This is a genomic window from Mesorhizobium sp. M0306 (genome assembly GCF_040321655.1).
Taxonomy (GTDB): Bacteria; Pseudomonadota; Alphaproteobacteria; order Rhizobiales; family Rhizobiaceae; genus Mesorhizobium.
Genome location: NZ_JAMYRY010000028.1, coordinates 1 through 24,859 on the forward strand (window position 1 = coordinate 1; position 24,859 = coordinate 24,859).

At 62.7% G+C, this 24,859-nt stretch carries 23 protein-coding genes and 1 pseudogene; 12 read left to right on the plus strand and 12 right to left on the minus strand.

The annotated features are described in order from the left end of the window. Positions 1–169: 169 nt before the first annotated feature. Positions 170–757, minus strand: coding sequence for a histidine phosphatase family protein (locus NKI95_RS27165; RefSeq protein WP_352720577.1), 588 nt, complete (start codon positions 755–757; stop codon positions 170–172). A 31-nt stretch (positions 758–788) separates the two neighbouring features. Then, positions 789–1,607 carry an enoyl-ACP reductase FabI gene (gene fabI / locus NKI95_RS27170; RefSeq protein WP_031211054.1) on the minus strand — a complete coding sequence of 273 codons (819 nt, stop codon included), beginning with the start codon at positions 1,605–1,607 and terminating at the stop codon, positions 789–791. Between the two features lie 556 nt (positions 1,608–2,163). On the opposite strand from fabI, the gene NKI95_RS27175 reads away from it, so the two are divergent. The 4 genes from NKI95_RS27175 (at position 2,164) to NKI95_RS27190 (ending at position 7,273) form a co-directional block, all read left to right on the plus strand. Beyond that, complete coding sequence (locus NKI95_RS27175) at positions 2,164–3,744, plus strand: hypothetical protein (RefSeq protein ID WP_352720579.1); 1,581 nt, start codon at positions 2,164–2,166, stop codon at positions 3,742–3,744. An 83-nt stretch (positions 3,745–3,827) separates the two neighbouring features. Next, positions 3,828–4,850: a phosphatase PAP2 family protein gene (locus NKI95_RS27180; RefSeq protein ID WP_352720581.1), complete on the plus strand. Its 1,023-nt coding sequence runs from the start codon at positions 3,828–3,830 to the stop codon at positions 4,848–4,850. A gap of 9 nt (positions 4,851–4,859) precedes the next feature. After that, a complete protein-coding gene (locus NKI95_RS27185; protein WP_352720583.1) occupies positions 4,860–6,404 on the plus strand; it encodes a S8 family serine peptidase in 1,545 nt (514 codons plus the stop codon). A 167-nt stretch (positions 6,405–6,571) separates the two neighbouring features. Continuing rightward, positions 6,572–7,273 (plus strand): adenylate/guanylate cyclase domain-containing protein, encoded by a 702-nt coding sequence (locus NKI95_RS27190; protein WP_352720585.1) that lies wholly within the window; start codon positions 6,572–6,574, stop codon positions 7,271–7,273. A gap of 140 nt (positions 7,274–7,413) precedes the next feature. On the opposite strand, the gene NKI95_RS27195 is transcribed toward NKI95_RS27190, so the two are convergent. Together NKI95_RS27195 and NKI95_RS27200 are read right to left on the minus strand one after the other, a co-directional pair. Next, positions 7,414–8,340 (minus strand): DnaJ C-terminal domain-containing protein, encoded by a 927-nt coding sequence (locus NKI95_RS27195; protein ID WP_352720587.1) that lies wholly within the window; start codon positions 8,338–8,340, stop codon positions 7,414–7,416. A 100-nt stretch (positions 8,341–8,440) separates the two neighbouring features. Continuing rightward, entirely contained in the window at positions 8,441–8,902 is a 462-nt protein-coding gene (locus tag NKI95_RS27200; protein ID WP_352720589.1) for an RT0821/Lpp0805 family surface protein, read from the minus strand. Positions 8,903–8,941: 39 nt separating this feature from the next. Here NKI95_RS27200 and pdxH point away from each other — a divergent pair, with 39 nt between their 5' ends. The 3 genes and pseudogenes from pdxH to NKI95_RS27215 all read left to right on the plus strand — a co-directional run bounded on the left by pdxH (position 8,942) and on the right by NKI95_RS27215 (position 10,382). Next, on the plus strand, positions 8,942–9,559 hold the full coding sequence (gene pdxH, locus NKI95_RS27205; RefSeq protein WP_292663882.1) for a pyridoxamine 5'-phosphate oxidase: 618 nt from the start codon (positions 8,942–8,944) through the stop codon (positions 9,557–9,559). A gap of 169 nt (positions 9,560–9,728) precedes the next feature. Further along, positions 9,729–9,973, plus strand: a pseudogene (locus NKI95_RS27210) (CopG family ribbon-helix-helix protein). Positions 9,974–10,106: 133 nt separating this feature from the next. Beyond that, positions 10,107–10,382 carry a hypothetical protein gene (locus tag NKI95_RS27215; protein ID WP_023674100.1) on the plus strand — a complete coding sequence of 92 codons (276 nt, stop codon included), beginning with the start codon at positions 10,107–10,109 and terminating at the stop codon, positions 10,380–10,382. Between the two features lie 71 nt (positions 10,383–10,453). Here NKI95_RS27215 and NKI95_RS27220 read toward each other — a convergent pair whose 3' ends face one another. Further along, positions 10,454–11,206 (minus strand): crotonase/enoyl-CoA hydratase family protein, encoded by a 753-nt coding sequence (locus NKI95_RS27220; RefSeq protein ID WP_352720591.1) that lies wholly within the window; start codon positions 11,204–11,206, stop codon positions 10,454–10,456. 53 nt (positions 11,207–11,259) lie between these two features. Continuing rightward, complete coding sequence (locus NKI95_RS27225; protein WP_352720593.1) at positions 11,260–13,023, minus strand: acyl-CoA dehydrogenase family protein; 1,764 nt, start codon at positions 13,021–13,023, stop codon at positions 11,260–11,262. A 223-nt stretch (positions 13,024–13,246) separates the two neighbouring features. Here NKI95_RS27225 and NKI95_RS27230 point away from each other — a divergent pair, with 223 nt between their 5' ends. The 3 genes from NKI95_RS27230 to NKI95_RS27240 all read left to right on the plus strand — a co-directional run bounded on the left by NKI95_RS27230 (position 13,247) and on the right by NKI95_RS27240 (position 15,336). After that, positions 13,247–13,534 carry a type II toxin-antitoxin system TacA family antitoxin gene (locus NKI95_RS27230; RefSeq protein ID WP_292664465.1) on the plus strand — a complete coding sequence of 96 codons (288 nt, stop codon included), beginning with the start codon at positions 13,247–13,249 and terminating at the stop codon, positions 13,532–13,534. Then, entirely contained in the window at positions 13,531–14,034 is a 504-nt protein-coding gene (locus tag NKI95_RS27235) for a GNAT family N-acetyltransferase (RefSeq protein ID WP_352720595.1), read from the plus strand. Before NKI95_RS27230 ends, NKI95_RS27235 begins: the two co-directional genes overlap by 4 nt. 195 nt (positions 14,035–14,229) lie before the next feature. Next, positions 14,230–15,336, plus strand: coding sequence for a glycoside hydrolase family 25 protein (locus NKI95_RS27240; RefSeq protein WP_352720597.1), 1,107 nt, complete (start codon positions 14,230–14,232; stop codon positions 15,334–15,336). A 20-nt stretch (positions 15,337–15,356) separates the two neighbouring features. Here NKI95_RS27240 and purD read toward each other — a convergent pair whose 3' ends face one another. Beyond that, the gene (gene purD, locus NKI95_RS27245; protein WP_352720599.1) at positions 15,357–16,634 is read right to left on the minus strand and encodes a phosphoribosylamine--glycine ligase; all 1,278 of its coding nucleotides are present in this window, start codon (positions 16,632–16,634) and stop codon (positions 15,357–15,359) included. A 155-nt stretch (positions 16,635–16,789) separates the two neighbouring features. Between purD and ubiA the strand changes: the two genes are divergently transcribed. Further along, positions 16,790–17,773: a 4-hydroxybenzoate octaprenyltransferase gene (gene ubiA / locus NKI95_RS27250; RefSeq protein WP_352720693.1), complete on the plus strand. Its 984-nt coding sequence runs from the start codon at positions 16,790–16,792 to the stop codon at positions 17,771–17,773. On the opposite strand, the gene NKI95_RS27255 is transcribed toward ubiA, so the two are convergent. From NKI95_RS27255 to NKI95_RS27265, 3 genes are all read right to left on the minus strand, one after another. Next, complete coding sequence (locus NKI95_RS27255) at positions 17,774–18,340, minus strand: DUF6101 family protein (RefSeq protein WP_023674094.1); 567 nt, start codon at positions 18,338–18,340, stop codon at positions 17,774–17,776. Positions 18,341–18,525: 185 nt separating this feature from the next. Beyond that, entirely contained in the window at positions 18,526–19,956 is a 1,431-nt protein-coding gene (locus tag NKI95_RS27260) for an FAD-binding oxidoreductase (protein WP_352720601.1), read from the minus strand. 9 nt (positions 19,957–19,965) lie between these two features. After that, positions 19,966–20,955 (minus strand): L-threonylcarbamoyladenylate synthase, encoded by a 990-nt coding sequence (locus NKI95_RS27265; RefSeq protein WP_352720603.1) that lies wholly within the window; start codon positions 20,953–20,955, stop codon positions 19,966–19,968. Between the two features lie 200 nt (positions 20,956–21,155). On the opposite strand from NKI95_RS27265, the gene NKI95_RS27270 reads away from it, so the two are divergent. Then, complete coding sequence (locus tag NKI95_RS27270; RefSeq protein ID WP_352720605.1) at positions 21,156–21,548, plus strand: hypothetical protein; 393 nt, start codon at positions 21,156–21,158, stop codon at positions 21,546–21,548. Between the two features lie 75 nt (positions 21,549–21,623). On the opposite strand, the gene NKI95_RS27275 is transcribed toward NKI95_RS27270, so the two are convergent. After that, positions 21,624–21,926: an ATPase gene (locus tag NKI95_RS27275; protein ID WP_352720607.1), complete on the minus strand. Its 303-nt coding sequence runs from the start codon at positions 21,924–21,926 to the stop codon at positions 21,624–21,626. Between the two features lie 132 nt (positions 21,927–22,058). Next, positions 22,059–24,653, minus strand: coding sequence for a glycine--tRNA ligase subunit beta (gene glyS / locus NKI95_RS27280; RefSeq protein WP_352720609.1), 2,595 nt, complete (start codon positions 24,651–24,653; stop codon positions 22,059–22,061). Positions 24,654–24,859: the final 206 nt, after the last annotated feature.

Genomic DNA, 24,859 nt, shown 5'->3' on the forward strand with positions numbered 1-24,859 from the left:
GGATTCGTGCGCAACGTCTGCTTTCTGGCAGTCCCTAATTGCGCTTAAATGTCCGACTTTAGGCGCGAAGCGGCTATTCGCGGCTCGCCATCTGGAAGTCGGGTCACCTTGCATCGTCCCGACTGCCTTCAATGCCTGAGAAGGGGCTGATCGTTGAGAGTTTGACCCCTCAAAGCCACTCCAGGCGCCGGCCGTCCAGCCTGAGCACGCGGTCCTGCGGCACTTCCATGCTGACCGCATCTTGTTCGGACATCCCCAGCACGAAGCGGAACAGCGCGCGCATGACGCCGCCATGGGTCACGCAGACCGTCTGGCGATCGAGCGCGTCGAACCACGGCTTCACCCGTTCGAGCAGCATCTGATAGCTTTCGGCGCCCTCGCCGGGCGGCTGGAAATTCCATTTGTCGAGGCGGCGTTGCCTGGTTGAACCGGGATTGTTCGCCTCGAGTTCGGCAAAGGTGAAACCCTGCCAGTCGCCAAAGCTCAATTCTACGAGCAGCGGCTCGGTACGATAGGCATGCGGATCGAGCTTCATCGCCGCGCGCAGGCGCTCCATCGTCTCGCGCGTGCGCCGCATTGGGCTGGCAACAAAGTCGAAATCTTCGGGCTTGTCGATGAGGTCGGCCAGCCTACGCCCGTTGCGGCTAGCCTGCTCGCGGCCAAGCTCGTTGAGGTCGGTATCGGCCTGCCCCTGCAGCCGGGCCTCGGCGTTCCACGCCGTCTGGCCGTGGCGCACGATATAGACGAGCGGGTACATCAGGTCTTCCGGAAGAGATCAGGCGGTGGCGTCAGTCCTTGACCGTCGAAATATCCGGCGCGTCGACCGCCTTCATGCCGACGACATGATAGCCGGAATCGACATGATGGATCTCGCCGGTGACGCCGCGCGAAAGGTCGGACAGGAAATAGACGCCGGAATCGCCAACTTCCTCCTGCGTGACCGTCTGCTTCAACGGCGAATTGTATTCGTTCCACTTCAGGATGTAGCGGAAGTCGCCGATGCCGGATGCGGCAAGCGTCTTGATCGGGCCGGCGGAGATCGCGTTGACACGGATCTTCTTGGCGCCGAGATCGACGGCCAGATAGCGCACGCTGGCTTCGAGCGCCGCCTTGGCGACACCCATGACGTTGTAGTGCGGCATTACCTTTTCCGCGCCGTAATAGGTCAGCGTCAGCAGCGAGCCGCCGTCGGTCATCAGCGCCTCGGCACGTTTGGCGATGGTCGTGAAGGAATAGACCGAAATATCCATGGTACGCAGGAAATTGTCGCGCGTCGTCTCGACATAGCGACCGGTCAGCTCGTCCTTGTCGGAAAAGGCGATGGCGTGGACGAGGAAATCGAGCTTGCCCCAATGGCTGGCGATATCGGCGAACACCGCATCGAGGCTGGCCGGGTCGGTCACGTCGCAATGGCCGGCGACATGCGCGCCCAGTTCGGCCGCAAGCGGCTCGACGCGTTTCTTGAACGCCTCGCCCTGATAGGTCAGCGCGATCTCGGCGCCGTGGTCGACACAGGCCTTGGCGATGCCGTAAGCGATCGAGCGATTGTTGGCGATGCCAAGGATAAGGCCGCGCTTGCCGGCCATAAGGCCCCGTCCACCCGCCATGTCAGCGCTCTCCGCAAGGTTCTCTACGTTGTGGAGTGCCTATCGCACAGCCACAGTGCCCCTTCAAGCGTTCAAAGCGGACAGTTCGGGGGACAAAGCCGCTGGTCTACAGAGCCGCGCATCCTTTGGACGCGCAAAGAATGCTGTAGCACGTTGACCTTGCAGTCGTGGGCCAGTGGAAAGATCGGACACTTGGTATCGGTGTGGCACGGCCGAAGATGACCCTTTGGCCCGTGGCCGAAGTCACGCTCATGACCCAACTCAGACAATGGGACCGCTTACATCGAACGACCGCTGGTGTCGCTACCGAGTCCTTCCGTCACAGCAGAAATCCCGTCTCGAATCCTTTGCCACGTGTAGGTTTGACCTTACGGAAGCCGAGAATTACAGATAGACTTATATTAGTGGATGACATATTAGCGTACGGGGACGCGAGGGGCCGCTAGTGTACTCGGATGGCCATCCTTTCCTTAGATTGATTGGGCCATTCGCGATTGAGAGCGCGGACGGCGCGGACGTCACGCCGCATGGCAGACGGTCTAAAGCGCTCTTGGCCATGCTCGCTCTGGCACCCAACGGTACGCGGAGCCGAAAATGGCTGCAAAGCAAGCTCTGGAGCACTCGCGGCGAGGAGCAGGGTGCAGCAAGCTTGCGGCAGGAACTGTCCGAGGTTCGGAAGTCGCTCCGCAGCGCCGGCCTTGATCTAATCTCGACCGATCGTGATGTGGTTCGACTCGACGTCGCTTCGATCGGCATCGATTTGAACGATCCGCCCGAAGGCTCTGCCACGCGTGATCTGCTTGAGGGCCTCGATATTCGCGATCCAGAGTTCGAGGATTGGCTTCGTGAGCAAAGAAGCCAATGGCCCCGGCCACGCACAGTGACAGCAAACGTCTCTCCTGTTGCCGCGGCAGATCAGTTGTCCGGACAGCGAAGCGCCTCACTTCTGAATTCGTCGCGGCTATGCTTGGGCCTGCTTCGCGATGCCAGGTGGACGGAGGGCTCCGCTAACAGGGCCGTCAGCGACCTCGTCCTGGATCTGGTGGTTCGATCGATCCTGAATTTCGAAGTGGTCGACGTCGTGGATTTTCAAGCGCAGGGACCGCTGACCCAAGCGCCTGACACTGCGCTACCAGACTGGCTGTTGCAAACCAGGGCAACGGTGATGGGCGACAGCGTGGGCCTGACATTTGCATTGATTGCGCCCGGTGACAGCCGGCTCTTGTGGTCGCATACGGATTTTCTCGAGCTGGCCGACCTGACTGGCCCGACGAGCCTGAAGCTGATGTCCTTGGTCAATCAGATCGTATTTTCGATCCTCGAATTCGTTCTCGATCCTAAGTCCATCCGCGACGAGCCCCGACACCGGGCGTCTCGGCTTGCATTGACAGCGCTGCGACAGGTATTCCGCATGCGCGATACGGACCTAGATTCGGCGGAGCGCATGCTCGCTGAAGCATATGAGCTCGACCCGCGTAGCACGTATCTGGGGTGGCAGCTGTTTGTGTTTGTCACCCGCTTTGGCGAGAGACGGGTCGGCCGCTCGGACACCTTTCACGATCAGGTTCGGGAATGCGCCAGTCGCGCCGTCGAAGTGGCCCCCTTCAATCCTATCACCCTGGCGATGGCCGCTCATGCCCATTCGTTCGTCTTTCGTGAATACGCACAGGCACTGGAACTCGCCGATCGAGCGATAGCCGCTAACCCGCTACAAGCCATTTGCTGGGACATGCGTGCCTTGACGCTCGGCTATCTCGGCGAGGTGACGCGTGGCTATGAGGATGCGATGCGCGCACGTGCACTGGGCGGGCCTCCCCTGTATCGTTACTGCATCGATACCACGTGCTGCATCTTGGCAACTCTGAACGGGCGCTTCGAGGAGGGGATACGTCACGGCGAGCGTGTCCTTGCGCAGCAACCCACATACCTACCCGCTTTGAGATACTCGGCTGCCTGCCACGGGCATCTGGGGCAGACTGTGGAAGCAGTTCGAACTGTCGAACGCTTGCGCGCCTGGGAGCCGGATTTCTCGCTCGAGCTGCTTTCAGAGGAGAATTATCCAATTGCAGGCGTACTCGGAGTTTCGGTTATCAAGAGCGGGCTGTCGCGGATAACGCTGCCAAGGTACGCACCCTAGCGTTGCGCACCGCAGGCGTCACGTCGAGGCTCCGACCACCAGTTTGGCGCGGATCGAATTAGAAGCTTTAGTTGAGGGTGGACATGATGTCGATAATTGATCTTAATAACAAGTTGTTTAACGCCCGCTTCTTAGTCAGTGGATCGGACATAAGGCAATATCCACTGATATTGGGTGACGCAAAACCTGAAAAATCTCTTGAGGAATACATCAAAAATAAAGGCGGCGAAAAACTGCATCCTTTCGTGTCTATGATGACCAAGAGCAGCCTTCTGTCGATTCAAGAAGAGCAGATCGTGATAACGATTTCTGATGACCCTGTGGAGGGTGTCATGCGCCTTTCGCCAGCCTTCCGGGCGGGGCCGAGCGCAGGTCGAGGTCGAGGCAGGGGCAGAGGGCGCGGACGAGGACGGGGACGCGGCAGGGGGCAAACGGCTTTCGAAACTGGCGAGGAGGCTTTGCCGGCGTGGCATGACAAGCGCGCCTTGCACAGGATCGGACTAAGCGTCGCCAACAAATATCTCGGCGCGATCTGGGAGGACATTCTTATCGATCCCCCGCCCGGACCTTCAGAGAGCCTCAGGGAGACAGAAGCGCTTATCGATCTGCAGAAGAGGAGGGAAGGTGACCCGCTGCGGCGCGAGGAGATCGTCCGCCAGGCATCGTTCGGGATTTTGGACTACACGGCACCGCTCGGAATAGACACTCTCGCGGGCTTCGAGGGGACATGCGCATTGATTGTTGCGATCCTTGAACTCACGGAGGAGATCGGGCTCAACTACAAAGATCGATTCAATCGGCCACGGCCCAACATCATTGAGCCGAGGCTGCGGCCGGCGCTTCCGGTTCCTTCGCACGCTTCCTACCCGTCCAACCATTCATTTCAGTCATTTGCGGTGGCGAACGTTCTGCAACGGATGTTGCCCGAGCACGCCGGCGTAACCGCGCTTTATGAGCGCGCCCGCCGGGTGGCCGAGAATAGGGAATGGGCCGGGCTGCACTACGCCAGCGACACCGATGCCGGCGAGGAACTGGCTGCGCGCATTTCTCCGTATTTGGTGGACGCGATGGATGAAACGATCCGACGCGCCCAGAGCGAATGGTAGGTAGGTGCCATGACGGACGACATCAAGAAGGGCGAAGGCCATCTTTGTTATGACTGGTATCACTACCTGTGGCACCTGATCGCAATCGGCGCCTTACGTGATCGTCCGCGCATCCCTGAAGCGCGGTTGCCGCACGAGGCCGCATACCTGCTGGAGGCCGACGCCTGGGATTTGTTGGGTACTGACAAGCCCGGTTACGGCGAGGTCATTGCCCAGATCGATACGGGGGTGAACTCAAGCCATCCCAATCTCGAGCCTCGTATCCGCGCTGCGGTCAGCTTCGCCGCTCACCCTTTCGGGTTGAGTTACGTCACACCCAAGCAACCGCCCGTCTTGCGAGGGCCGGAAAAAAAGCAGAGCAAGAGCTTTGTGAGCGACGATACCTGGGCATGGGCGGCAGGCCTGATCAAATCGAGAAACAATGCGCAGGAAGTCGAGGTTCAGAAATCGCTGCTTCGAGCACTGAAAGATGGGCGCGGCGTAATTCAGGAGACTGCTGAGACCTCGCGTATGCGCTACTCAGCGCACGGGACCGCCTGCGCTGGGCTGATGGTCGGCGCCCCTGCGGCCTCGCCCGCGAAGTTGAGGCAATTTAGCAACGGTGAAGGCGCAATACCTTATTGGGGGGTCGCCCCAGGCGCTGAACTCCTGCCGATCGAGATTTCAGCACGGCCCGACGCAGCGCAGCTCATTCTGGCGTTCCTCTATGCCCGCGACCAGAAGGTTTCAGTCATACACTTTCCCCGGGAAGTACCCGATCCATGGCGAGCGCACCGTTCCTATTCTGGATATGGCGACAGCAGATATACTTCGGTCGAACAGGCAAAGCCAATTTGGGATTATTTCGAGAAGGTTTTCGAGGCGATCAGCGAGGAAATCCCCATCATCTGCGCAGCCGGCAACAATGGCTACGACCATCTGATTTACCCGGCGAGCAAGGCGGGCGAAAGCAACGGCGTGGTTGCGGTGGCGGCCGCCACCTATCTGGCGAGACGTTCAGCATATTCCAACTACAGCGGCGATCCGACCGACAATTCCGTCACCATTTCCGCGCCGTCCGACGACCAGGAGGTGTTTACGCGCTGCCAAATACGACTGGACAGGGAGTCGCCGCGTTCACGTGACCACAATTTCGAGATCTACGAGAAGCTCCCCCAGGTTGAATACGCGCCACAGGGCGTGCTCACCACCGACATCCCGGGCCACCACGGCTATTCCGGCGGACAGCTGGAAGGGATCCAGCCACCGGGCGTCGAAAGCAGAGACCGCGCCGGGCTCTACACGGTATTTGGCGGAACATCTGCAGCCTCGGCCATCGTCGCGGGAGCAGCCGCTTTGTTGCAGTCGAAACATCGCTCCACCGGTAGGCCGCTCAACGGCATAGAGGTTAAGGCGAAGATGAGCCAGTCGGGCGCAAAGGAGGTTTCATGGGCTTGGCTTGAAAAAGCTGACGTTCCGATTCTACCGGACAGCCCTAATTGCGAGAGAAGGGTGCCTTCGTTCGATCAGCAGTTTGGAGCGGGGCTGCTTGACCTCCGTAAGTTGCTGAGCTGAGGGTCCCGCCGAATTTGACTAAAAAGGTCGGCTGCAAGCCGCTAAAGCAGGGCCCGAATGGATTTCTGACGTAATTCTGACGTGCCCGCCACGGCGGGCTTACGATCCGCCTACGCCGTCCAGTCATATTCGAGCGACGTTTGAAACCGCTCGGGGACCGGACTCCAATGCATCCGATCACTGCCTATACGAATTCACAGACTGACCGCGTGCTCCCGTCATTCGGCATGGGTGAAACGAAATTCCAGCGCGCCATCGCCACGATCATGTTTACCGACGTGGAGGACTCGACCGGCTTGGCGAGCGCGCTTGGCCTGGTCGAAACCACGCGGTTCATGATCGAGCACTTCACGTTGACCCGCCAGGTCGTGGTGGCCCAAGGGGGGATCGTCCAAAACTTTACAGGCGACGGCGTGCTAGCTCTCTGGCTGGGGAGCGAAATGACGCCCAGCGAAACGGCGCTAAAGGCGCTGGCCGCCGTCGCGGAACTGGTACCGGAAATCTCGCTCGGCAACGCTTGGAAGCGCTCAATGGGCTCCCTGTCGCGCCGCATCAGGATCGGCCTACACTCCGGCGAGGTGATGTTCGTCAACGATCGCCAGTGGGATTTCTCTTTTCTGGTCGGCTCGGAGGTAAATTTCGCCCGCCACGTCGAGCAGGCTGGCAAGAGGGAGAATGGCGCAGGCGTCGACGCGCTGGTGATGGTCAGCGGTGCGACCCTCCACCTTGCTGGCATGGCGACTGCATCGATCGACCCCTACAAGCTTGTGCGGCTAACCCCCGCCGAACTGGCTCATCGCCAGTCGGTCGACTGGCGTCGGCCGTGTTCGCGAAGCAGAACTATGGCGCGTGCAAATGTCGGCCTTTGAGGCGTTAGCTGACGTTGAACCTACTTCGGCCAAATAGCGGCTCCTGGCGCTGGTTGCTCGTTTCCTGTCGATAATCGACGGCATGAAACCACTCATGCCCGCTTTTCGCACGCGGTATCAAGCGCTGGCCTTTTCGACCGTCAGCCCTTTCGCCGGCGCATCAGCGCCTCGAGCTCGGTGTCGCCGCCTTCCGGCAGCATCAGCCGCACATGCGCGTAGAGGTCGCCGTGACCGCCGGCCTTTTCCGGCAGGCCCCTGCCCTTCAGCCGCAGAACCTTGTCCGAGCTCGACCAAGGGGGGACATTGACCGCAATCCTGCCGGTCGGGGTTTCGACCGCCACCTTGGCGCCATGCACCGCATCGGCCAGTTCCACCGGCAGGTCGACATGCAGGTCGCGGCCCTCGACGCGGTAGCGAGGGTGCCGGCGAAAGCGGATCTTGACCAGTGCATCGCCCGGCTGCCCCGGCCCTTGCTCACCCTGGCCTTTCAGGCGGATGGTCTGGCCGTCCTCGACATAGGCCGGCAGCTTGACCGCCATCTTGCGGCCGTCGGGGAACATCGCCGTCACCTTCTCCGCGGTGGCGGCTTCCTCGATGGTGACGTCCAGCGTCACGTTCAGATCGGCGGCGGTCGAGGCCTGACGGCGGCCGCCCGTGCCGGCGCCGCGCTGCTGGGTGAAAGCATCGCCGAAGATCTGGCTGAAGATGTCGCTGTTGCCGTCGAACGGATCACCGCCGGGACGGCCCGTGCGGAATTCGAAATGCGCGCCGCCCGGCCCTTGCTGCCGGCGGAAACCGGCGAAAGGATCGGCGCCGCCAGTCGCGCCTTCGAACCCCTGGAACCGCGGTTTGCCTTCGGCATCGATCTCACCGCGATCGAAAGCCGCCCGGTTCTTCTCGTCGCCGACGATCTCGTAAGCCTGGTTGGCGGCGGCAAAACGCTCCTTTGCCTTGGGATCCGGGTTCTGGTCCGGATGATACTTCTTGGCGAGCTTCCGGTACGCCGATTTTATGTCCTTGGCCGATGCGTTCTTGGCAACGCCCAGCACCTCATAGGGGTCGCGCATGCTTACTGCCCTGGAGAAGGAGTGGAACCATGATCGCCTCCTATATGCGCTTGCATAGGAAGAAATTCCAGTGGGTTACCGCCACATCGGCGAAGGAAAATCAGAGCGCCTTGAAGTCCTGCATTCGCCAGGCGCTGCCACCGACCAGGCATACTTCGCCTTTGAACAGCGCGACGCCGTCGAAGCTTTCGCGCGACGCTGTGAAGCGACGGCATGTCTCGCCGTTAGCTCTGAATTCTGCGAGCTCGGTGATGGAGCCGCGTGAGCCGGTGTCGGCATTCGCCCAGGGAACGGCCTGCCCGGCCAGTTGCTCGACGTCGGCGGAGGACACGGCGTTGCGGATCGTGGCCTGGTCGGAAGCGCGGTCCTGATCGAGCGGCGTGACCGAGGCCGGCGTGCTCGAGGTCAGCACCGAGCGGTCGACCTCCGCCTGTTCCAGGCTGAAGCCGCCACCGCCACAGGCGACAAGCGGCAGGACGATTATCACGATCATGGCTTTGGCGCTGGCCGAAGCGATAACGCTCCATTGCCCACTGTCAAAAGCTTGCGCGATACGCGACAATCGGCAATCTCCCCAGCCGGCGACAAATTTGGGAAAACTATGAGCGAAACCGGGTTAACAAGCGGTGACTTTACCGAGGCGGCGGAGCCGTTCCGGCTTTTTGCGGCGTGGCTCGACGACGCGACGAAGAGCGAGATCAACGACCCCAACAGCGTGGCGCTGGCGACGGTCGATGCCGAGGGCATGCCGAACGTGCGCATGGTGCTGCTCAAGGGCTTCGATGAGGGCGGCTTCGTCTTCTACACGAATTTCGAGAGCGCCAAGGGCCGCGAGATCCTGGGCAGCATGAAAGCGGCGATGTGCTTCCACTGGAAATCTCTGCGCCGGCAGGTGCGGGCGCGCGGCCCGGTGGAGATCGTCACCGACGCCGAAGCCGATGCCTATTACGCGACCCGCCCGCGCGGCAGCCGCATCGGCGCCTGGGCCTCCAAACAGTCGCGGCCGCTGGAAAGCCGCTTCGCGCTGGAAAAGGCGGTTGCCGAATATACGGCGCGCCACGCGATCGGCGACATTCCGCGGCCAAAACACTGGTCGGGCTTCCGCATCGTGCCGCAGACCATCGAGTTCTGGCACGACCGTCCGTTCCGGCTGCACGACCGTGTCGTCTTTTCGCGCAACGCCGAGGGCGGCTGGGACAAGGTGAGGCTTTATCCGTAGAAAACGATGCCGCGCCGGCCGCCGATCCGCCGCGGCATCGAGGGCGTGACTGGAATGGTGCTGATCGGGCTCGGCATCCGGATCGCGACCGAGCACCGGTGACGGTTGAGTGGTTCTTGACGAACCACTTTGGTTCACACTCATCATAGTGAACCAGAAGAATGTGACCATGACCGCTTTTACCGTGCGCGTTCCAGACGAAACTGCAGACAGGTTAGGCCAGCTTGCAGAAAGCTCGACCGCTCGTGCTCCTATGTGGCTGCGCAGGCCATCGAGGATTTTGTAGCCAGTGAAGAATGGCAACTCGCCGAGGTCGAGGCAGGATTGGCTGACGCCTCGCGCGGCGATTTTGCCAGTGCCGGCGAGGTGAAGGCGGTTGTCGGGAAATACGTAAAGTCCACCCGCCAGGCATAAGCCACCCAATTCCCACTATCACGATCTCGTGTGCGTGAAACGTTCCAGCTTGCCGCAACGAACCAGGAAAGGGCTCAACGCGCCGCTGGCGCAAATTCAGGAGGAAGCAATGCATTCACTCAGGTTGGTCACGATGGCCGGTCTTGCCTGCCTTTTCGCTTCGCAAGCCTTTGCGGAGGACGCGATGGGGACAATGACGGTGATGAAGGGTGGGGAGGTCATGGCGATCATGCCCGATGGGCATATGGGCACTATGATGCCCGACGCGAAGATGAGCGCCGAAATGATGAAAATGGCGAAACCGATCAAGCATTGCATGATGTTGATGACCGACGCCAAAGGCAAGACATTCATGATCGACACGTCTTCGGCAAAGGCCCAGGCCGAATGTAAAAAAATGGCGATGTGACAAAGAGATCGTGGCAAGAAACCCGCCGGTTGTTGCCGGCGGGTCCACGATGCGAGACAAGGCCAGAAGGTCTAGGCCTTTTTCCTGGTCATGAAGGCCGTCAAGGCTGCGCGGGCCTCGTCGGATTTGAGCCGCTCGCGGAAATGCTGGCTTTCCTGGCCGATGCGCTCGACAAGGGCGTCGCGCGAGCCGCGCATCAGGTCGCGCGCTATCTTCAGCGCTTGCGGCGGCTTGGCGGCGATCTGGCCCGCCGCCGCCAACACCGATGCTTCGAGTTCCCCCTCCTCGACCACCTCGTAGATCAGCCCGGCGGCCTTCGCCCGCTCGGCCGAAAAGCCCTCGCCGAGGCCAAGCAGCGCGAAGGCGCCTTGGCGGCCGAGGATCTGCGGCGCGAGCAGGCTCGAACCGGCCTCCGGCACAAGGCCGAGATCGACGAAGGGCGTCCGGAATATTGTGCGCGGCGTGGCGAAGGTCAGGTCGCAATGCAGGTTGAGCGTGGTGCCGATACCGACCGCAATGCCGTCGACGCCGGAAACCATCGGCTTTTCCACCTTGGCCAGCGCCATCAGGAAATCCCAGACCTCGGAACCGCCTTCGCCGCCCGAGGCGACGACCATGAAATCGGCAAGGTCGTTGCCGGACGAGAAGGCACCGGGCACGCCGAGAAAGACATGAACACGGATCGCCGGATCGGCGTCGCCGCCGGCAAGAGCCGCCGACATCGTCGCGTACATGGCGCGGGTCAGGGCGTTCTTCTTGTCCGGACGGTTGATGCGGATGATCTGGATGGCGCCCTGGCGCTCGACGAGGATGTGGTCTGTCACGGATTCGTCCTTTGTGAATTTCGGGCCTTTGTGAATTTCGGCGCGTGCGAACGTCAGACTGAAATCAGCGCCTTGCCGGCAACGGCAAGGCTGTCGGCGCCGCCGATGACGCGCTCCTTCAGCGCGCCCACCTCGCCAAGCAGGTTCTCGGCGAAGAAGCGGCACAGCGCGATGCGGTTTTGGTCGGCAAGCGCGCCGCACGCCAGATAGGCCCCGCCAGCGGCAAGCGAGATCAGCCTGAGATAAGGTGTGGCGCCGGCCAGCGCCTCGTCCGAACGGCCTTCGGCCTGCAGGTCTTGCAGGAAACGGCTCGCCTGTGACAGGTCGTCGAGCGCCTGGTCGAGGCGATCGGCGGTGCGGCCGAAGCCTTCAAGGTTCGACGCTCGCACCGCATTGGCGGCGGCCTTGAGTTCGGCGATGTAGCCATGCACATGCCGGCCGCCGCCGAGCGGCAGCTTGCGCGTCACCAGATCGATCGCCTGGATGCCATTGGTGCCTTCGTAAATGGGCGCGATGCGCGCGTCGCGATAAAGCGCTGCGGCCCCTGTCTCCTCGATGAACCCCATGCCGCCATGCACCTGCAGCCCAAGCGAGGCGACCTCGACGCCGACATCGGTCGAAAAGGCCTTGGCCAGCGGGGTCAACAGATTGGCGCGCTCCTGCCAGTGCTTTGCATCTTCGCTGTGCGACGCAAGATCGATGGCGTGGGCGCAGGAATAGCAGATGGCGCGGGCAATCTGGGTCAGCGCCTTCATGGTCAGAAGACTGCGCTGGATGTCGGGGTGATGCACGATCGGCGCCATGCCGGCACCGCGATAGCTCGCCGCCTTGCCTTGCCGGCGGTCGTTTGCATAGGCGAGCGCCTTCTGCATCGCCGCCTCGGCGACCGCCACGCCCTGCATGCCGACGGCAAGGCGCGCATTGTTCATCATGGTGAACATGCAGGCGAGGCCCTTGTTCTCCTCGCCGACCAGCCAGCCGATCGCGCCGGGCCTGCTGCCTTCGAAGCCGTCGCCATAGATCATGGTGCAGGTCGGCGAAGCGTGGATGCCCAGTTTGTGCTCCAGCCCCGAGCAGAAGACGTCGTTGCGTGCGCCCAGCGCGCCGTCGTCGCCGACCAGGAATTTCGGCACCAGGAACAGCGACAGGCCGCGCGTGCCGGGCGGCGCGTCCGGCAGCCGCGCCAGCACCAGATGGATGATGTTGTCGGTGAAATCGTGCTCGCCATAGGTGATGAATATCTTTTGCCCGAAGATGCGGTAGGTGCCGTCGCCGGCCGGTTCGGCGCGGGTTCGCAAGGCATTCAGGTCCGAGCCTGCCTGCGGCTCGGTCAGGTTCATGGTGCCCATCCATTCGCCGGAGACCAGCTTTTCCAGATATTTGGCCTTGAGTGCCTGCGAGCCATGCTTGTCGAGTGCTTCGACCGCGCCCATGGTCAGCGTCGGGGCGATGCCGAACGCCATCGAGGCGGAGTTCCACATTTCGAGCGCGGCGACGCCGAGCATGGCCGGAAGCGCCTGGCCGCCATAAGCTTCCGGCGCGGACAGCGCATTCCAGCCGCCGCCGATCCAGCGGCGATAAAGTTCCTTCCAGCCGGGCGGGGTAGTGACGGCAGCGCCGTTGAGCACCGCGCCGTGCTGGTCGCCGACCTTGTAGAGCGGCGCCACCTCCTCGCTGGCGAAACGGCCAGCTTCGGCCAGAATGGCGTCGACGAGGTCCTCGCCGAGTTCGCCAAAGGTGCCGGCATCGAGCGCCGCCTTCAAGCCAGCGACATGCTTCAGGGTGAAGGCGATTTCCTCGACCGGTGCCCGATACATCGCGCTCGCTCCTCCTCAGTCCAGCGGATCAACTTAAGACCCGTGCCGATGCAAAACCATCTGCTTTTGGAATTCCCTGCCCATCTTCTTTTTACGTAAACGTCAACTTTTGTCACGCAGATTTTGCAGTTGCTGGCTCGCCTGCGAAATTACGCAAAGTCGCACCACGCACTTGATCTGTACGGCTATTTCCCGTACAAGTCGTCCATCAGGGGTGACGATAATGCCGAACCAACAGACCCGTACCGCTCGTCTCGAAGCTCGTATTTCGCCGGATATTCTGGACGTGGTGAAACGCGCCGCCGAAATCCAGGGCCGTAGCGTCAGCGACTTCGTGGTCGCTGCCGCTCAAGAGGCGGCTCAGCGTACCATCGAGAACACCACCATCATGCGTATTTCCGTCGAGGATCAGCGCGCCATGATGGAGGCAATTCTCAATCCGCCCGAGCCCAATGAAGCACTGCGCAAAGCTGCCGACGCCCACAAACGGCTGGTCGTCGAAACCCGGTGACTTTCGCCGTCATTATCGAACCGCTCGGCGGATTGCATGATCGCAAGGCTTTCAGCTGCGGGGTACCGGCGCTCGACCGCTACATCCGGGAGCAAGCCAGCCAAGATGTCAAACGCCGAGTTTGCAATTGCTTCGTTGCCGTGGATCGCAATGGCGGCGCGATCGCCGGATATTACACTTTGGCGGCGTCGAGCATACCAATCGCGTCCTTGCCTGACGAACAGACAAGACATCTACCACGCTACCCAGTCCTGCCTGCGATATTGGTCGGTAGGCTGGCCGTCGATGCCCGATACCAGGGGCAGCGGATCGGGTCGGCGCTGATCGTGGATGCGCTAAGACGCAGCGTTAGCGCATCCCCGGCAGCCTTCGCATTGATTGTCGATGCAACGGATGACCAGGCGGTGGCGTTTTATCGCAAACATGGCTTCACCTCATTTCAGAGCCGCCCGCTATCACTGTTCCTGCCCATAGCAACAGCGTTGAAGCTATTTGGCTGACAATCGCAACCATCGCTTTGCTCTTGAGGAGCACCAAGGGTCGCTTCGCCAGCGCTCCAACTCGCCCACTCGGCACCCGAAGCATTTCCTTAACCATGGCGGCTCAGGATTGGGCTTTGGCCAGCAAGGACCTGCTGTTTGAAAACGCCGGCGCACCCTCTTATCCGCTTAGCGCTTCTCCTTGTCGCGGCCACGATGACGCTGGCGCCGGCGCCGACAAGGGCCTCGGATTTCTCCGAACCGTGGAAGGATGCGGACCGGGCGCTGGTCGTCGATGCCTACGAATACAATTCCATCGACTGGACCCGGCTAGCCGCCGACAAGCGTCTTGTCGGTTTCATCAACAAAGCTTCCGACGGAATGCCGCCACCCTATTTCTGTTTCGGCGACGAGACCGAGATGCGGCTGTGCAAGACGCTTTGGAAGCGCCATGCGATGGCACAGGAACTGTTCCAGACGCGCAAGGTGGTGGCCAAGGCGCTGGGCCTGAAATGGGGTGCCTATCATCTCGCCCGCCCCGGCAACCCCGTGGGACAGGCCAATAATTTCATCAATTTCGTGAAACCCGGGCCGGATGACCTGCTTGCCCTCGACATCGAGGACGATGATCCCACCCAATGGATGTCGCTCGAGGATGCCGAGGAATTCGTGCGCCATGTGCATCGTCGGGTTGGCCGCTTTCCAGTGCTCTACACCAACGGCACGACAGCCAGGCATATCGCCGACAACAAGTATAAATACCCGCTCCTGTCCCGGCTGCCGCTGTGGTATGCGCGCTACAAGCCAGACATCGGCGTGCATTTTCCAATGGGCAACTGGCAGGGTTATGCGCTCTGGCAGTTTTCGGCGCGAGCAAATTGCGGCCGGTTCCGCTGTCCCTATCGGGTCGCAGGCACACCCAACGATATCGACGTCAGCGTCGCGCCGATGAGCGCCACGGAATTGCGCGCGCAGTGGCCGTTCGGCGGCCTGATCGACGTGCAGCCGGATTATCTCGCCTCGATACCGGTGCCGCTCTCACGCGAGGCGGGGCTCGCCGGCACTGCCATGACCTACGCCACCGTGGCAGCACCCCCGAGCCTCGAGCAACTGGTCGCGGTATTTAGAACGCGCTTGGCCAAATTCAGCAGCGGCTTTCAAATGCCTGCGGCCAAGACGGTGCCGAGCCTTCCGCGCGGGATTGCCGAATATGTCGCCTGGACGCGAAACGAAAAAAAGCGTGCCGCCTCGGTGTCTGCAATTGCCCCCACCGCCGATACGGTCAGCACTGTCTCGACCGAATTCGACAATCGCCTGCGTTGAGGTCGAGGCCGCCTTAAACGTCAGTTCGACTGCTCGCGCGCCACTGCCAGCCAGCCAATGTCGCGGCGGCAAAAGCCTTGCGGCCAGTCGATCCGGTCGAGCGCGGCGTAGGCCTTCTTCTGCGCCTCGCCGACGGTTCGGCCTGTCGCCGTGATGTTGAGCACGCGACCGCCATTGGCGACGAGTGCGCCGCCGTTGATGGCGGTGCCGGCATGAAATATCTCGACGCCGCCACCTGCTGCCGCCTCGACGCCGCGAATGACCGAGCCCTTTTCCGGCGTGCCGGGATAACCCCTGGCTGCCATCACCACGGTGAGCGCCGCCTCGTCGCGCCAGCGCACCGAGGTGTGTGCCAGCTGGCCGTCGGCGGCGGCGTTGAGCAGGACCAGGAGATCGTCCTTCAGCCGCATCATCAGCACCTGGCATTCCGGGTCGCCGAAACGGGTGTTGTATTCGATCAGCTTCGGGCCCTTGTCCGATATCATCAGTCCGGCGAACAGCACGCCGGAAAACGGTACGCCTGTTTCAGCCATGCCGCGCATGGTCGGCTCGACGATCTCGCGCATGGTTCGGTCGATCATCTCCGGCGTCATCACCGGCGCCGGCGAATAGGCGCCCATGCCGCCGGTGTTCGGGCCGGTGTCGCCGTCACTGAGGCGCTTGTGGTCCTGCGCGGTGCCGAAGGGCAGCGCGGTGGTTCCGTCGCAGAGGCAGAAGAAGCTTGCCTCCTCGCCGCTGAGAAACTCTTCGACCACCACTTCGGCGCCGGCCTGGCCGAAGGAGCCGTCGAAACAGGCGTCCAGCGCGGCCAGCGCCTCGTCAAGCGTCATGGCGACGGTGACACCCTTGCCGGCAGCAAGACCGTCGGCCTTAATGACGATCGGCGCACCCGTCTTCTCGACATAGGCCTTGGCCGAACCCAGATCGCCGAAGCGGCCATAGGCGGCGGTCGGGATGCCGTATCTGGCGCAGAGGTCTTTGGTAAAACCCTTCGAGCCTTCCAGCCGCGCCGCTGCCTTTGAGGGGCCGAAGACGCGGATGCCCTCGGCGCGAAGGTCGTCGGCAATGCCGGCAACCAGCGGCCCTTCCGGGCCGACCACGACGAGATCTATTTCTTTCTCGCGGCAAAACCGGACCACCGCTGCATGATCCGAAACATCGAGCCTCACCAGCTCGGCTTCGCCGCCGATGCCCGGATTGCCGGGCGCCGCGTAGAGTTTGGTCAGCAGCGGCGACGCCGCCATCTTCCAGGCCAGCGCATGTTCTCGTCCGCCGGAGCCGATCAGCAAAACACGCATGCCTGGATTCCTTGCCCGTTCCGATCAGGACTGCGCTATTGCGCCCCGGGCGGCGGGTCAAGACATTTGGCTGCCGCGGCGGCGATTCCGCGCCGCGAGCGGATCCGGCCTGCTTGACGCTTGACGGCATTCGCCTCTGCTGCCACTCCAGCAAAATGGAAACCGTCCAGTCGAAAGCGGCCCAGGGCCGCGTCGCCGATGCGCCGAGCGGCCACTGGGTCTATCGCGCGCTGCCGCGGGGGTTGTGGCCCTATGCGCAGCTTGCCCGGTGGGACCGGCCGATCGGCTGGCAATTGCTGCTGTGGCCATGCTGGTGGTCGGCTGCCCTTGCGGCGAGCGCCTATCCGCGTCCGGCGGATCCGCTGCTCTCGCTGCTGCCGTCGCCGTGGTATCTGCTGCTGTTTTTTCTCGGCGCGTTCGCCATGCGTGGCGCCGGCTGCACCTACAATGATTTGGTCGACGAGGACATCGACAACCAGGTGGAACGCACGCGCTCGCGGCCGCTGCCGGCCGGCAAGGTCACGCGCCGGCAGGCCTGGATGTTTGTTGTCGTACAGGCACTGGTCGGCCTTGCCGTGCTTTTGCAGTTCAACAGCTTCGCCATCTCGCTCGGCATCGGCTCGCTGGTCATCGTCGCCGTCTACCCATTCATGAAGCGGTACACCAATTGGCCGCAACTCGTTCTCGGACTTGCCTTTTCCTGGGGAGCGCTGATGGGATGGGCGGTCGAGTTCGGCGATCTCGATGGACCGGCAATCATGCTCTATATCGGCTCGATCCTGTGGGTGATCGGCTACGACACGATCTATGCGCATCAGGACAAGGAAGACGACGCCATCGTCGGCGTGCGCTCGACGGCGCGCCTGTTCGGCGACAATACCAAGGCCTGGCTGGCCGGGCTTTATGGCGGAGCGCTGGTCTGCTTCGCCATTGCCTTTGCCTCGGCGCAGGCACCCGTGCCGGCGCTGGCTGGGCTGATCGCCGCCGGCGCGCATATGGCGCGGCAGATCGCCGTGCTCGACATCGACGATCCGGACCAGTGCCTGAGGCTGTTCAGATCGAACAACCAGGTCGGCTGGCTGATCTTCCTCGGCCTGATCGGCGGCGCGGCTTGGGTGGCGCTGAAGCCGCTGGTTTAGCTACTCCCGCGAAATAAGCTCCTCGCCTCCGATGACCAGCCTGAGGCCGAGGTCGCCGGCGCGGCGGCGGGCGAGGAAGCGCGGACGGCGCATGGTCGAGACGCGGCCCTTGCGGCGGTCCTGCGCCGGCAGCGCCTTGATGGCGGCGCCGAGCGATTCTTCGAGCGTACGGGCAATGCCGTCGGCTTCGATCAGCAGCATCGGCAGGCGGTAGGCATCGGCCCAGGCGCGCCAGTCGGCGGCGACGTCGTCGAGATCGTCGGCCACCAGCAGCGGCACCGACAGCATCGGGTCGTTGTGCAGAAGCTCGAGCGTCACTGTGACATTGCCATCCGGATCCTCCATGGCGCGGGCGGCGACGCCGCGAAACGCGTTGGCGGGCAGAGCGATGATCGCCGGCACGCCACTCATCTCCAGCGTGCGGCGGATAACCGCGCCGCGCTGGTCGATGGTGAAGGTGACGTCGCCATAGTCGTCGCGCGTGGCGTAACTCACCACCTGCGGCAGGCGGAATGGGTCGAGACGCATATTGCGGCCGGCCCAGACTGGCTTCAGTCCAGTGTTCATATCGTGCCTTTCCTGTTTCTCCTGAGAGCCGGTGTTTCCGGTTCTCCGGGCCGGTTTTCCCAGCCTCGTTGTGGAGAAACATTAGCGCGAGCTTCTTATCCTCGCGCTTAAGAAAGTCGGTTAAATTTTGCTGATCCGGGGCGGATGGTTATCGGAATGCGAACCGGCGCAGGCCGGCGAAAGGATCAGATAACCTTACCCGGATTCATGATGCCGGCCGGGTCGAACGCGGCCTTCACCCTGCGCATCAGCTCGATCGCCATTGTCGGCGCCGTCGCGATCAATTCGTCCCGCTTCAACTGGCCGATGCCGTGCTCGGCCGAGATCGAGCCGTGAAACGAGCGCACGACGTCGTGCACGGCCTTGTTCATGACGTGGTAAAGGCCGAGAAACGCCTCGTCATCGCCGTCGACCGGCCGGGAGATGTTGTAGTGCAGATTGCCGTCGCCCATGTGGCCGAAGCAGACGACGCGTGCGCCGGGACTGACCGATTGCACGGCGCCGGCGGCCTTTTCGATGAAGGGCGGGATCGACGCCACCGGCACCGAGATGTCGTGCTTGATCGAGGCACCTTCCGGTTTCTGCGCCTCGGGCAGCACCTCGCGGAAATTCCAGAACGCGTCGCCCTGGGCCATGCTTGCCGCGATCACCGCATCGCCGACGATCCCTTGCTCGAGGCCTGCCTCCAGCACCTCCTCGATCAGCGCCCGTGCATCCTCGGCCGAGCGGCCCGACGAGATCTGCATCAGCACATACCACGGCCAATCGCCGGCCAGCAGCCGCACTACGCCTTGTGCGTGGCGTAGCGTGAAGTCGTAGGGCCTTTGGCCGATCAGCTCGAAGGCGGTGAGCGCTGCCCCTGCACGGTCCATCGCCAGGCTGAACAGCGACAGTGCCGCCTCCGGCGATGACAGGCCGGCAAACGCCACCTCGCGCCCCTTGGGCTTGGGGAAAAGCTTGAGCACGGCGGCGGTGATGATGCCGAGCGTACCCTCGGCGCCGACGAACAGGTCCTTCAGATCATAACCGGTATTGTCCTTCTTCAGCTTGCGCAGATCGTCGAACACTTCGCCGGTCGGCAGCACCACTTCGACGCCGAGGCAGAGTTCGCGCGCATTGCCGTAGGCAAGCACGCCGGTGCCACCGGCGTTGGAAGAGAGATTGCCGCCGATCTGGCAGGAGCCTTGCGCGGCAAGCGACAGCGGAAACAGCCGGTCGGCGGCATCGGCCGCTTCCTGCAGCGTCTGCAGGATGACGCCGGTTTCGACCGTCACCGTGTTGGACAGGGTATCGATCTCGCGGATGCGGTTTAGCCGCGACAGCGACAGCACGATCTCGCGGCCGGACGCGTCCGGCACCTGGGCGCCGACCAGCCCGGTGTTGCCGCTTTGCGGTACAATCGGCGTGCCCGTTTCGCTCGCCAGCCGCATGATGCGGCTGACCTCCTCGACGGTCCCCGGCCTCAGCACCAGAGCCGTCCTGCCATGCCAAAGTCCGCGCCGCTCGGCGAGGTAAGGCGCGATGTCCTGCTGATCGCGCAGCGCATATTTGTCACCGACGATTGTCGCAAAGCGCGCGACGACGGCGGGGTCGAGGTCGGGGGAAATGTCGTTCATAGGTGGAAACTATGGTGCCCAATCCATCTTGTCACGAGGGGCGATCTTGTCACGCGGGGCGGCGGCGCGCGAAAGCCGGTCATTGATCGCCTCGCCCAGGCCGTCGAACGGGATCGGCTCGACGGCGATGGTTTTGGCGCCGCTGCGATCGAGATCCTGCAGATGGGCGAAGAGATTGCTTGCCGCCTCGCGCAGGTCGCCGGTCTCCGACAGGTTACGCAGTGCGGCTGCATCGCGCCAGCCTTCGGCACGGCGGCCACCGAAGGCCAGCAAGGCTTCGCCCGGTGCGACCTCCGCAGCATTGAGCCGCACCGCCGCACCTGGTGCATAGTGCGAGGCGAGCATCCCGGGCGCCTCGATGACCGAAGCGCCGCGCAGCAACTTTGTCCCGGCGACCGCTTCGATCTCTTCGGCGGCAATGCCGCCCGGCCGCAGCAGCCGCAGCTTTCCAGCTTCGACCTTGAGGATGGTCGATTCCAGCCCGACCGGCGTCGCGCCGCCATCGACCACAAGCTTGATCCTGGGGCCGAGGTCGGCGGCCACGGCTTCCGCCGTCGTAGCGCTGATCCTGCCCGAGGAATTGGCACTGGGCGCCGCAAGCGCGCGGCCGAACCTGGCGATCAGCTCGCCGCCAAAGCCTTTCGGCATGCGCAGCGCGATGGTGTCCAGCCCTGCGGTGACCAGCGGATGAATGCCGTTGCCGGGCCGTTGCGGCAGCACCAGCGTCAGCGGCCCCGGCCAGAATATCTGCGCCAATCTTTCCGACAGCGGATCGAACAGCGCGATACGCTCAGCCATCGCCGGATCGGCTATATGGGCGATCAGCGGGTTGAAACGCGGGCGGCCCTTGGCTTCGAAGATGCGGGCCACGGCAACGCCATTGGTCGCGTCGCCGGCCAGCCCATAGACGGTCTCGGTCGGTATGGCGACGACATCGCCGCTCTCGAGCAGCGCCAACGCCCTTTCCATCGCCTCGCCGACGGCACGAATTTCAGCCACTGTCGTCACCTCACGGATGCGGGTGCCTAATACGGCGAGGCCGGGCGAGCAAGCCCAGGGTTGGCGAATGATAAATCGCTAAAATGCGATGTTTCCCCGCAAGCCGGCATCAATTGCCCTCGGCTAGGGTGCCGTCTTGTTGGGCAAGGGGAATTATGATGCTTTCGATGCGTATCGTTGGAGCGCTTGGTCTGGCGTTTATGGCCGGCACGGCACAGGCCTCGTCACTGGTTTTTCTTGGGCAGACGACGGGGGCGCCTTCTGTGGTTGGTGCGGTGGGCGCTGTCGAGCGCGCGAAAACACCGTCGATCGTCGCGCTCGGCGAGAAATCGCCCAACGTCAATGAAACCGTCACCGATGAAAAGGTCGCGGCAATCCCGAGCCAGCCGAGTCATGGCTTCACCGGAAGCCCGATGATCATTCGCGGCGGTATCGTCGGCGACGCCTTTGCAACGCCCGCGCCCAAAGCCGCGCAGGCCACCGCTGCCGCGCCCGCCGCGGACAGCAAAGCCGACCCAAAGGTCGCCAGCAAAACCCCCGAGCCCGTAGCGCCGCAGCCGGCGCCGCTAGCAGCTCCCGACCAGCCGAAATAGCGCCTGAAGCAGCGCCGGAAACCAGGGCCGCGCGAAAGCGCCGCCCTGGTTTACTGACTGAAGCGGCGTGAAGTCTCAGGCCGCTTCTTCTTCGTCCGTATCGTCGGCGTCGTCCGATTCGTCGCCGTCAGCGTCTTTTTCGCCGACGGCGCTTTCGGCCTTCACGCTGTCCTCGTCGTCTTCCTCTTCCTCGTTGTCATCGTCGTCGTCGTCGTCGGAGAGGGTAGCCGACTTATCGTCTTCAGTAGCTTCCTTGTCGGTGTCTTCATCGTCGCCGTCCTCGTCATCCGACAGATCGGCAGCCTCGATGGCGGCGGCAGCGGCCTCGTCGAGCGTCGTTTCGGAGGTGGGTTCAAGCGTCTCGGTCTCTTCTGTCACTTCGATGTCGTGAGCGGAATTCATGGAAGCCTCCGTGGGTTGGGAACACGTTCCTTTTGCCACGCACAGATCATCGGCGTATGACTATAAGCCGGCTCGAATGGCCGGTAAGCGATGATTTTTTCGCCGATGTCAGCCGGCTATCTTCGAGAAGTCCGCGACCCGGTCGGTCGCCGCGCGGATGCGGGCGAGCAATGCCAGGCGATTGGCGCGCACCGCCTGGTCCTCATCGTTTACGAGGACTTTCTCAAAAAATGAATCAACCGGCTCGCGCAACAGGCTAAGCGCCAGCATGGCGGCGGAAAAGTCTTCGTTTTGAATTGCTTCGCCGGCTTGCCTCTCGGCCTGATTCACCGCCGCGAACAGTATTTTTTCTGCGTCCTCCCGGAACAGAGCCGGCTCAACGCTGCTTGCAATCGCCGTCGCCTTCTTCTCTTCGGCAGCCACGATGTTGGCGGCGCGCTTGGTGCCGGCAAGCAGGTTCCTGCCGTCCTCGGTGTCGAGGAAGGAGCCGAGTGCTTCGACCCGGCGGACGATTTGCAGCAGGTCGTCGTTTTGGCCAATCTCCCCCCTTGAGGGGGAGATGCCCGGCAGGGCAGAGGGGGGTGCCTCGCGCCGAGAGGCCGGCGGGACAGCGCCCCCCTCTGTCGGCTGCGCCGACATCTCCCCCACGAGGGGGGAGATCGGGCGCGAACCTGCCGCCAGCACCGCGTCGATCAGATCATGCCGCGCGCCCTGGTCGCGGAGGTAGACTTTCAAGCGGTCGTGGAAGAAGGAGAGGAGGTCGTGACTCAAGCGCCACGCCATCTCAGGCGTCTTTTCGGCGAAGGCCTCTTTTCCAGACAGCCCTACAAGGCGGTCATAAACTTCAGCTCTGTAAGTTGTTGTAGCAAGACCAGCTGACGTCAGTCGATCTGCGGCCTCAAGGTAAGGCTGCGATCCGTCACGTTGGAATTTCATATATGCCGCTACTATCGGAGACATCATCGAACGGAGAAGCGAAATGTTCACGCCGTTCTCAACCAAGATCCTGACCACGCCCAGCGCCGCCCTCCTCAGCGCATAGGGGTCCTTCGATCCGGTCGGCTTTTCATCGATCGCCCAGAATCCAACCAGCGTATCCAGCTTGTCGGCGAGCGCTACTGCGATCGAAACCGGATCGGTGGGAACACGATCTGACGGTCCCTGCGGCTTGTAGTGTTCCTCGATCGCGGCGGCGACAGAAGGATGCTCGCCCTGCAGCAGCGCGTATTTGCGGCCCATGGCGCCTTGCAGTTCCGGGAATTCGCCAACCACTTCGGTGGTGAGGTCGGCCTTGGCGAGGACGGCAGCGCGACGAGCGAGCGCGGTAATCTCCCCCCTTGAGGGGGAGATGTCGCCGAAGGCGACAGAGGGGGTCGGCACGTCCTGACGCGACGCTCTATCGCGGACAGAGGATGCCGGCGCTTCACGCGAAGCGACCCCCTCTGGCCTACCGGCCATCTCCCCCTCGAGGGGGGAGATCGACTGCGCCACGATTGGTGCCAGTTCTTCGGCCAAGCGCGCAATCCGTTCTACCCGCTCGCCTTGCGTACCGAGCTTGGCATGAAACGTCACATTGAGATGGTCGAGGCGGGCCATGCGCTGGTCGAGCGGCTTTTTGAGATCAAGCCCAAACTTTTCCGTCGATGCCTGCAGCTGGTCGAGATCCGGCAGGTCGCCCTGGTCGGTCTTCCAGAAATAGAGCGCGTCGGACAGGCGGGCGCGCACCACCTTGCCGTTGCCGTGGGCAATCTCCTTGCCGCCATCCTTGGCCTCGATATTGGCGGTCAGTATGAAACGGTTGGAGAGCTCTTCGCCGGCGTGCGGCCGCGTCACAAAACACTTCTGGTTAGCGCGGATGGTGAGCCGGATCACCTCGGCCGGAATGGCCAGAAAATCCTGCTCGAATTCGCCCATCAGCACGACGGGCCATTCGACCAGGCCCGACACTTCCTCCAGCAGCCCCTCGTCCTCGACGAGGTCGAGCCCGCTGGCGAAGGCAAGATTCCTGGCATCGGCAAGAATGATCTCCTTGCGCCGGTCGGCATCGAGCACGACCTTGGCTGCCTCCAGCTTCGCGACATAATCGTCGAAGCGGCGCACCGTGATGGCGCCCGGCGCATGAAAACGGTGGCCGTAGGTGACGTTGCCGGAGTGGATGCCGTCGATCTCGAAATCGACCACCACCGGCTCCTCGGTTTCGGGGCCGAAGGTACACAGGATCGATTGCAGCGGCCGCACCCAGCGCAGCGAGCCGGGCTTGGCCGAAGCCGGCCCCCAGCGCATCGATTTCGGCCAGGGGAAGTTGCGGATGATGCCCGGCACCAGCTCGGCGATGATCTGCTCCGCCGGTCTGCCCGGCCTGGAAATATGGGCGACGTAGAAGTCGCCCTTCTTCGGATCGGAATGAACATGCGCCTCGGCAATCGAGGCAAGGCCGGCCTTGCGCAGAAAACCTTGCACCGCCTGCTCGGGGGCCTTGGTCGAGGGCCCCTTGATCTCCTCGCTGATGTCCTTCGAGCGGGCGGTCAGGCCGCGGATGTCGAGCGCCAACCGGCGCGGCGTCCAATATTCGCGCGCAGCCTCATAGGTCAGCCCGGCTTCGACCAGACCGTCCGTCAAAAGCTTCTTCAGGTCGCCGGCCGCCTTGCGCTGCATGCGCGCGGGGATTTCCTCGGAACGAAGTTCTAGAAGCAGGTCAGGCATTGAAAGAGCTCACGCGACAAAAAACAGCCGCCGCTTCGCGGCGTCCTCCCCCATCGAGGCGGAGGTAAGCGGGGCATAGCAACTCGGTCGGCTGCTGTCACCCTTCCCAGCAAGATCAAGGCGTCCAACGGCGATTTCCGAAAAAATTCAGCCGCCTGTCGGACACGCGCCGGTCCGCCCGTCCTTGGATCAAAGATTTCCATGAA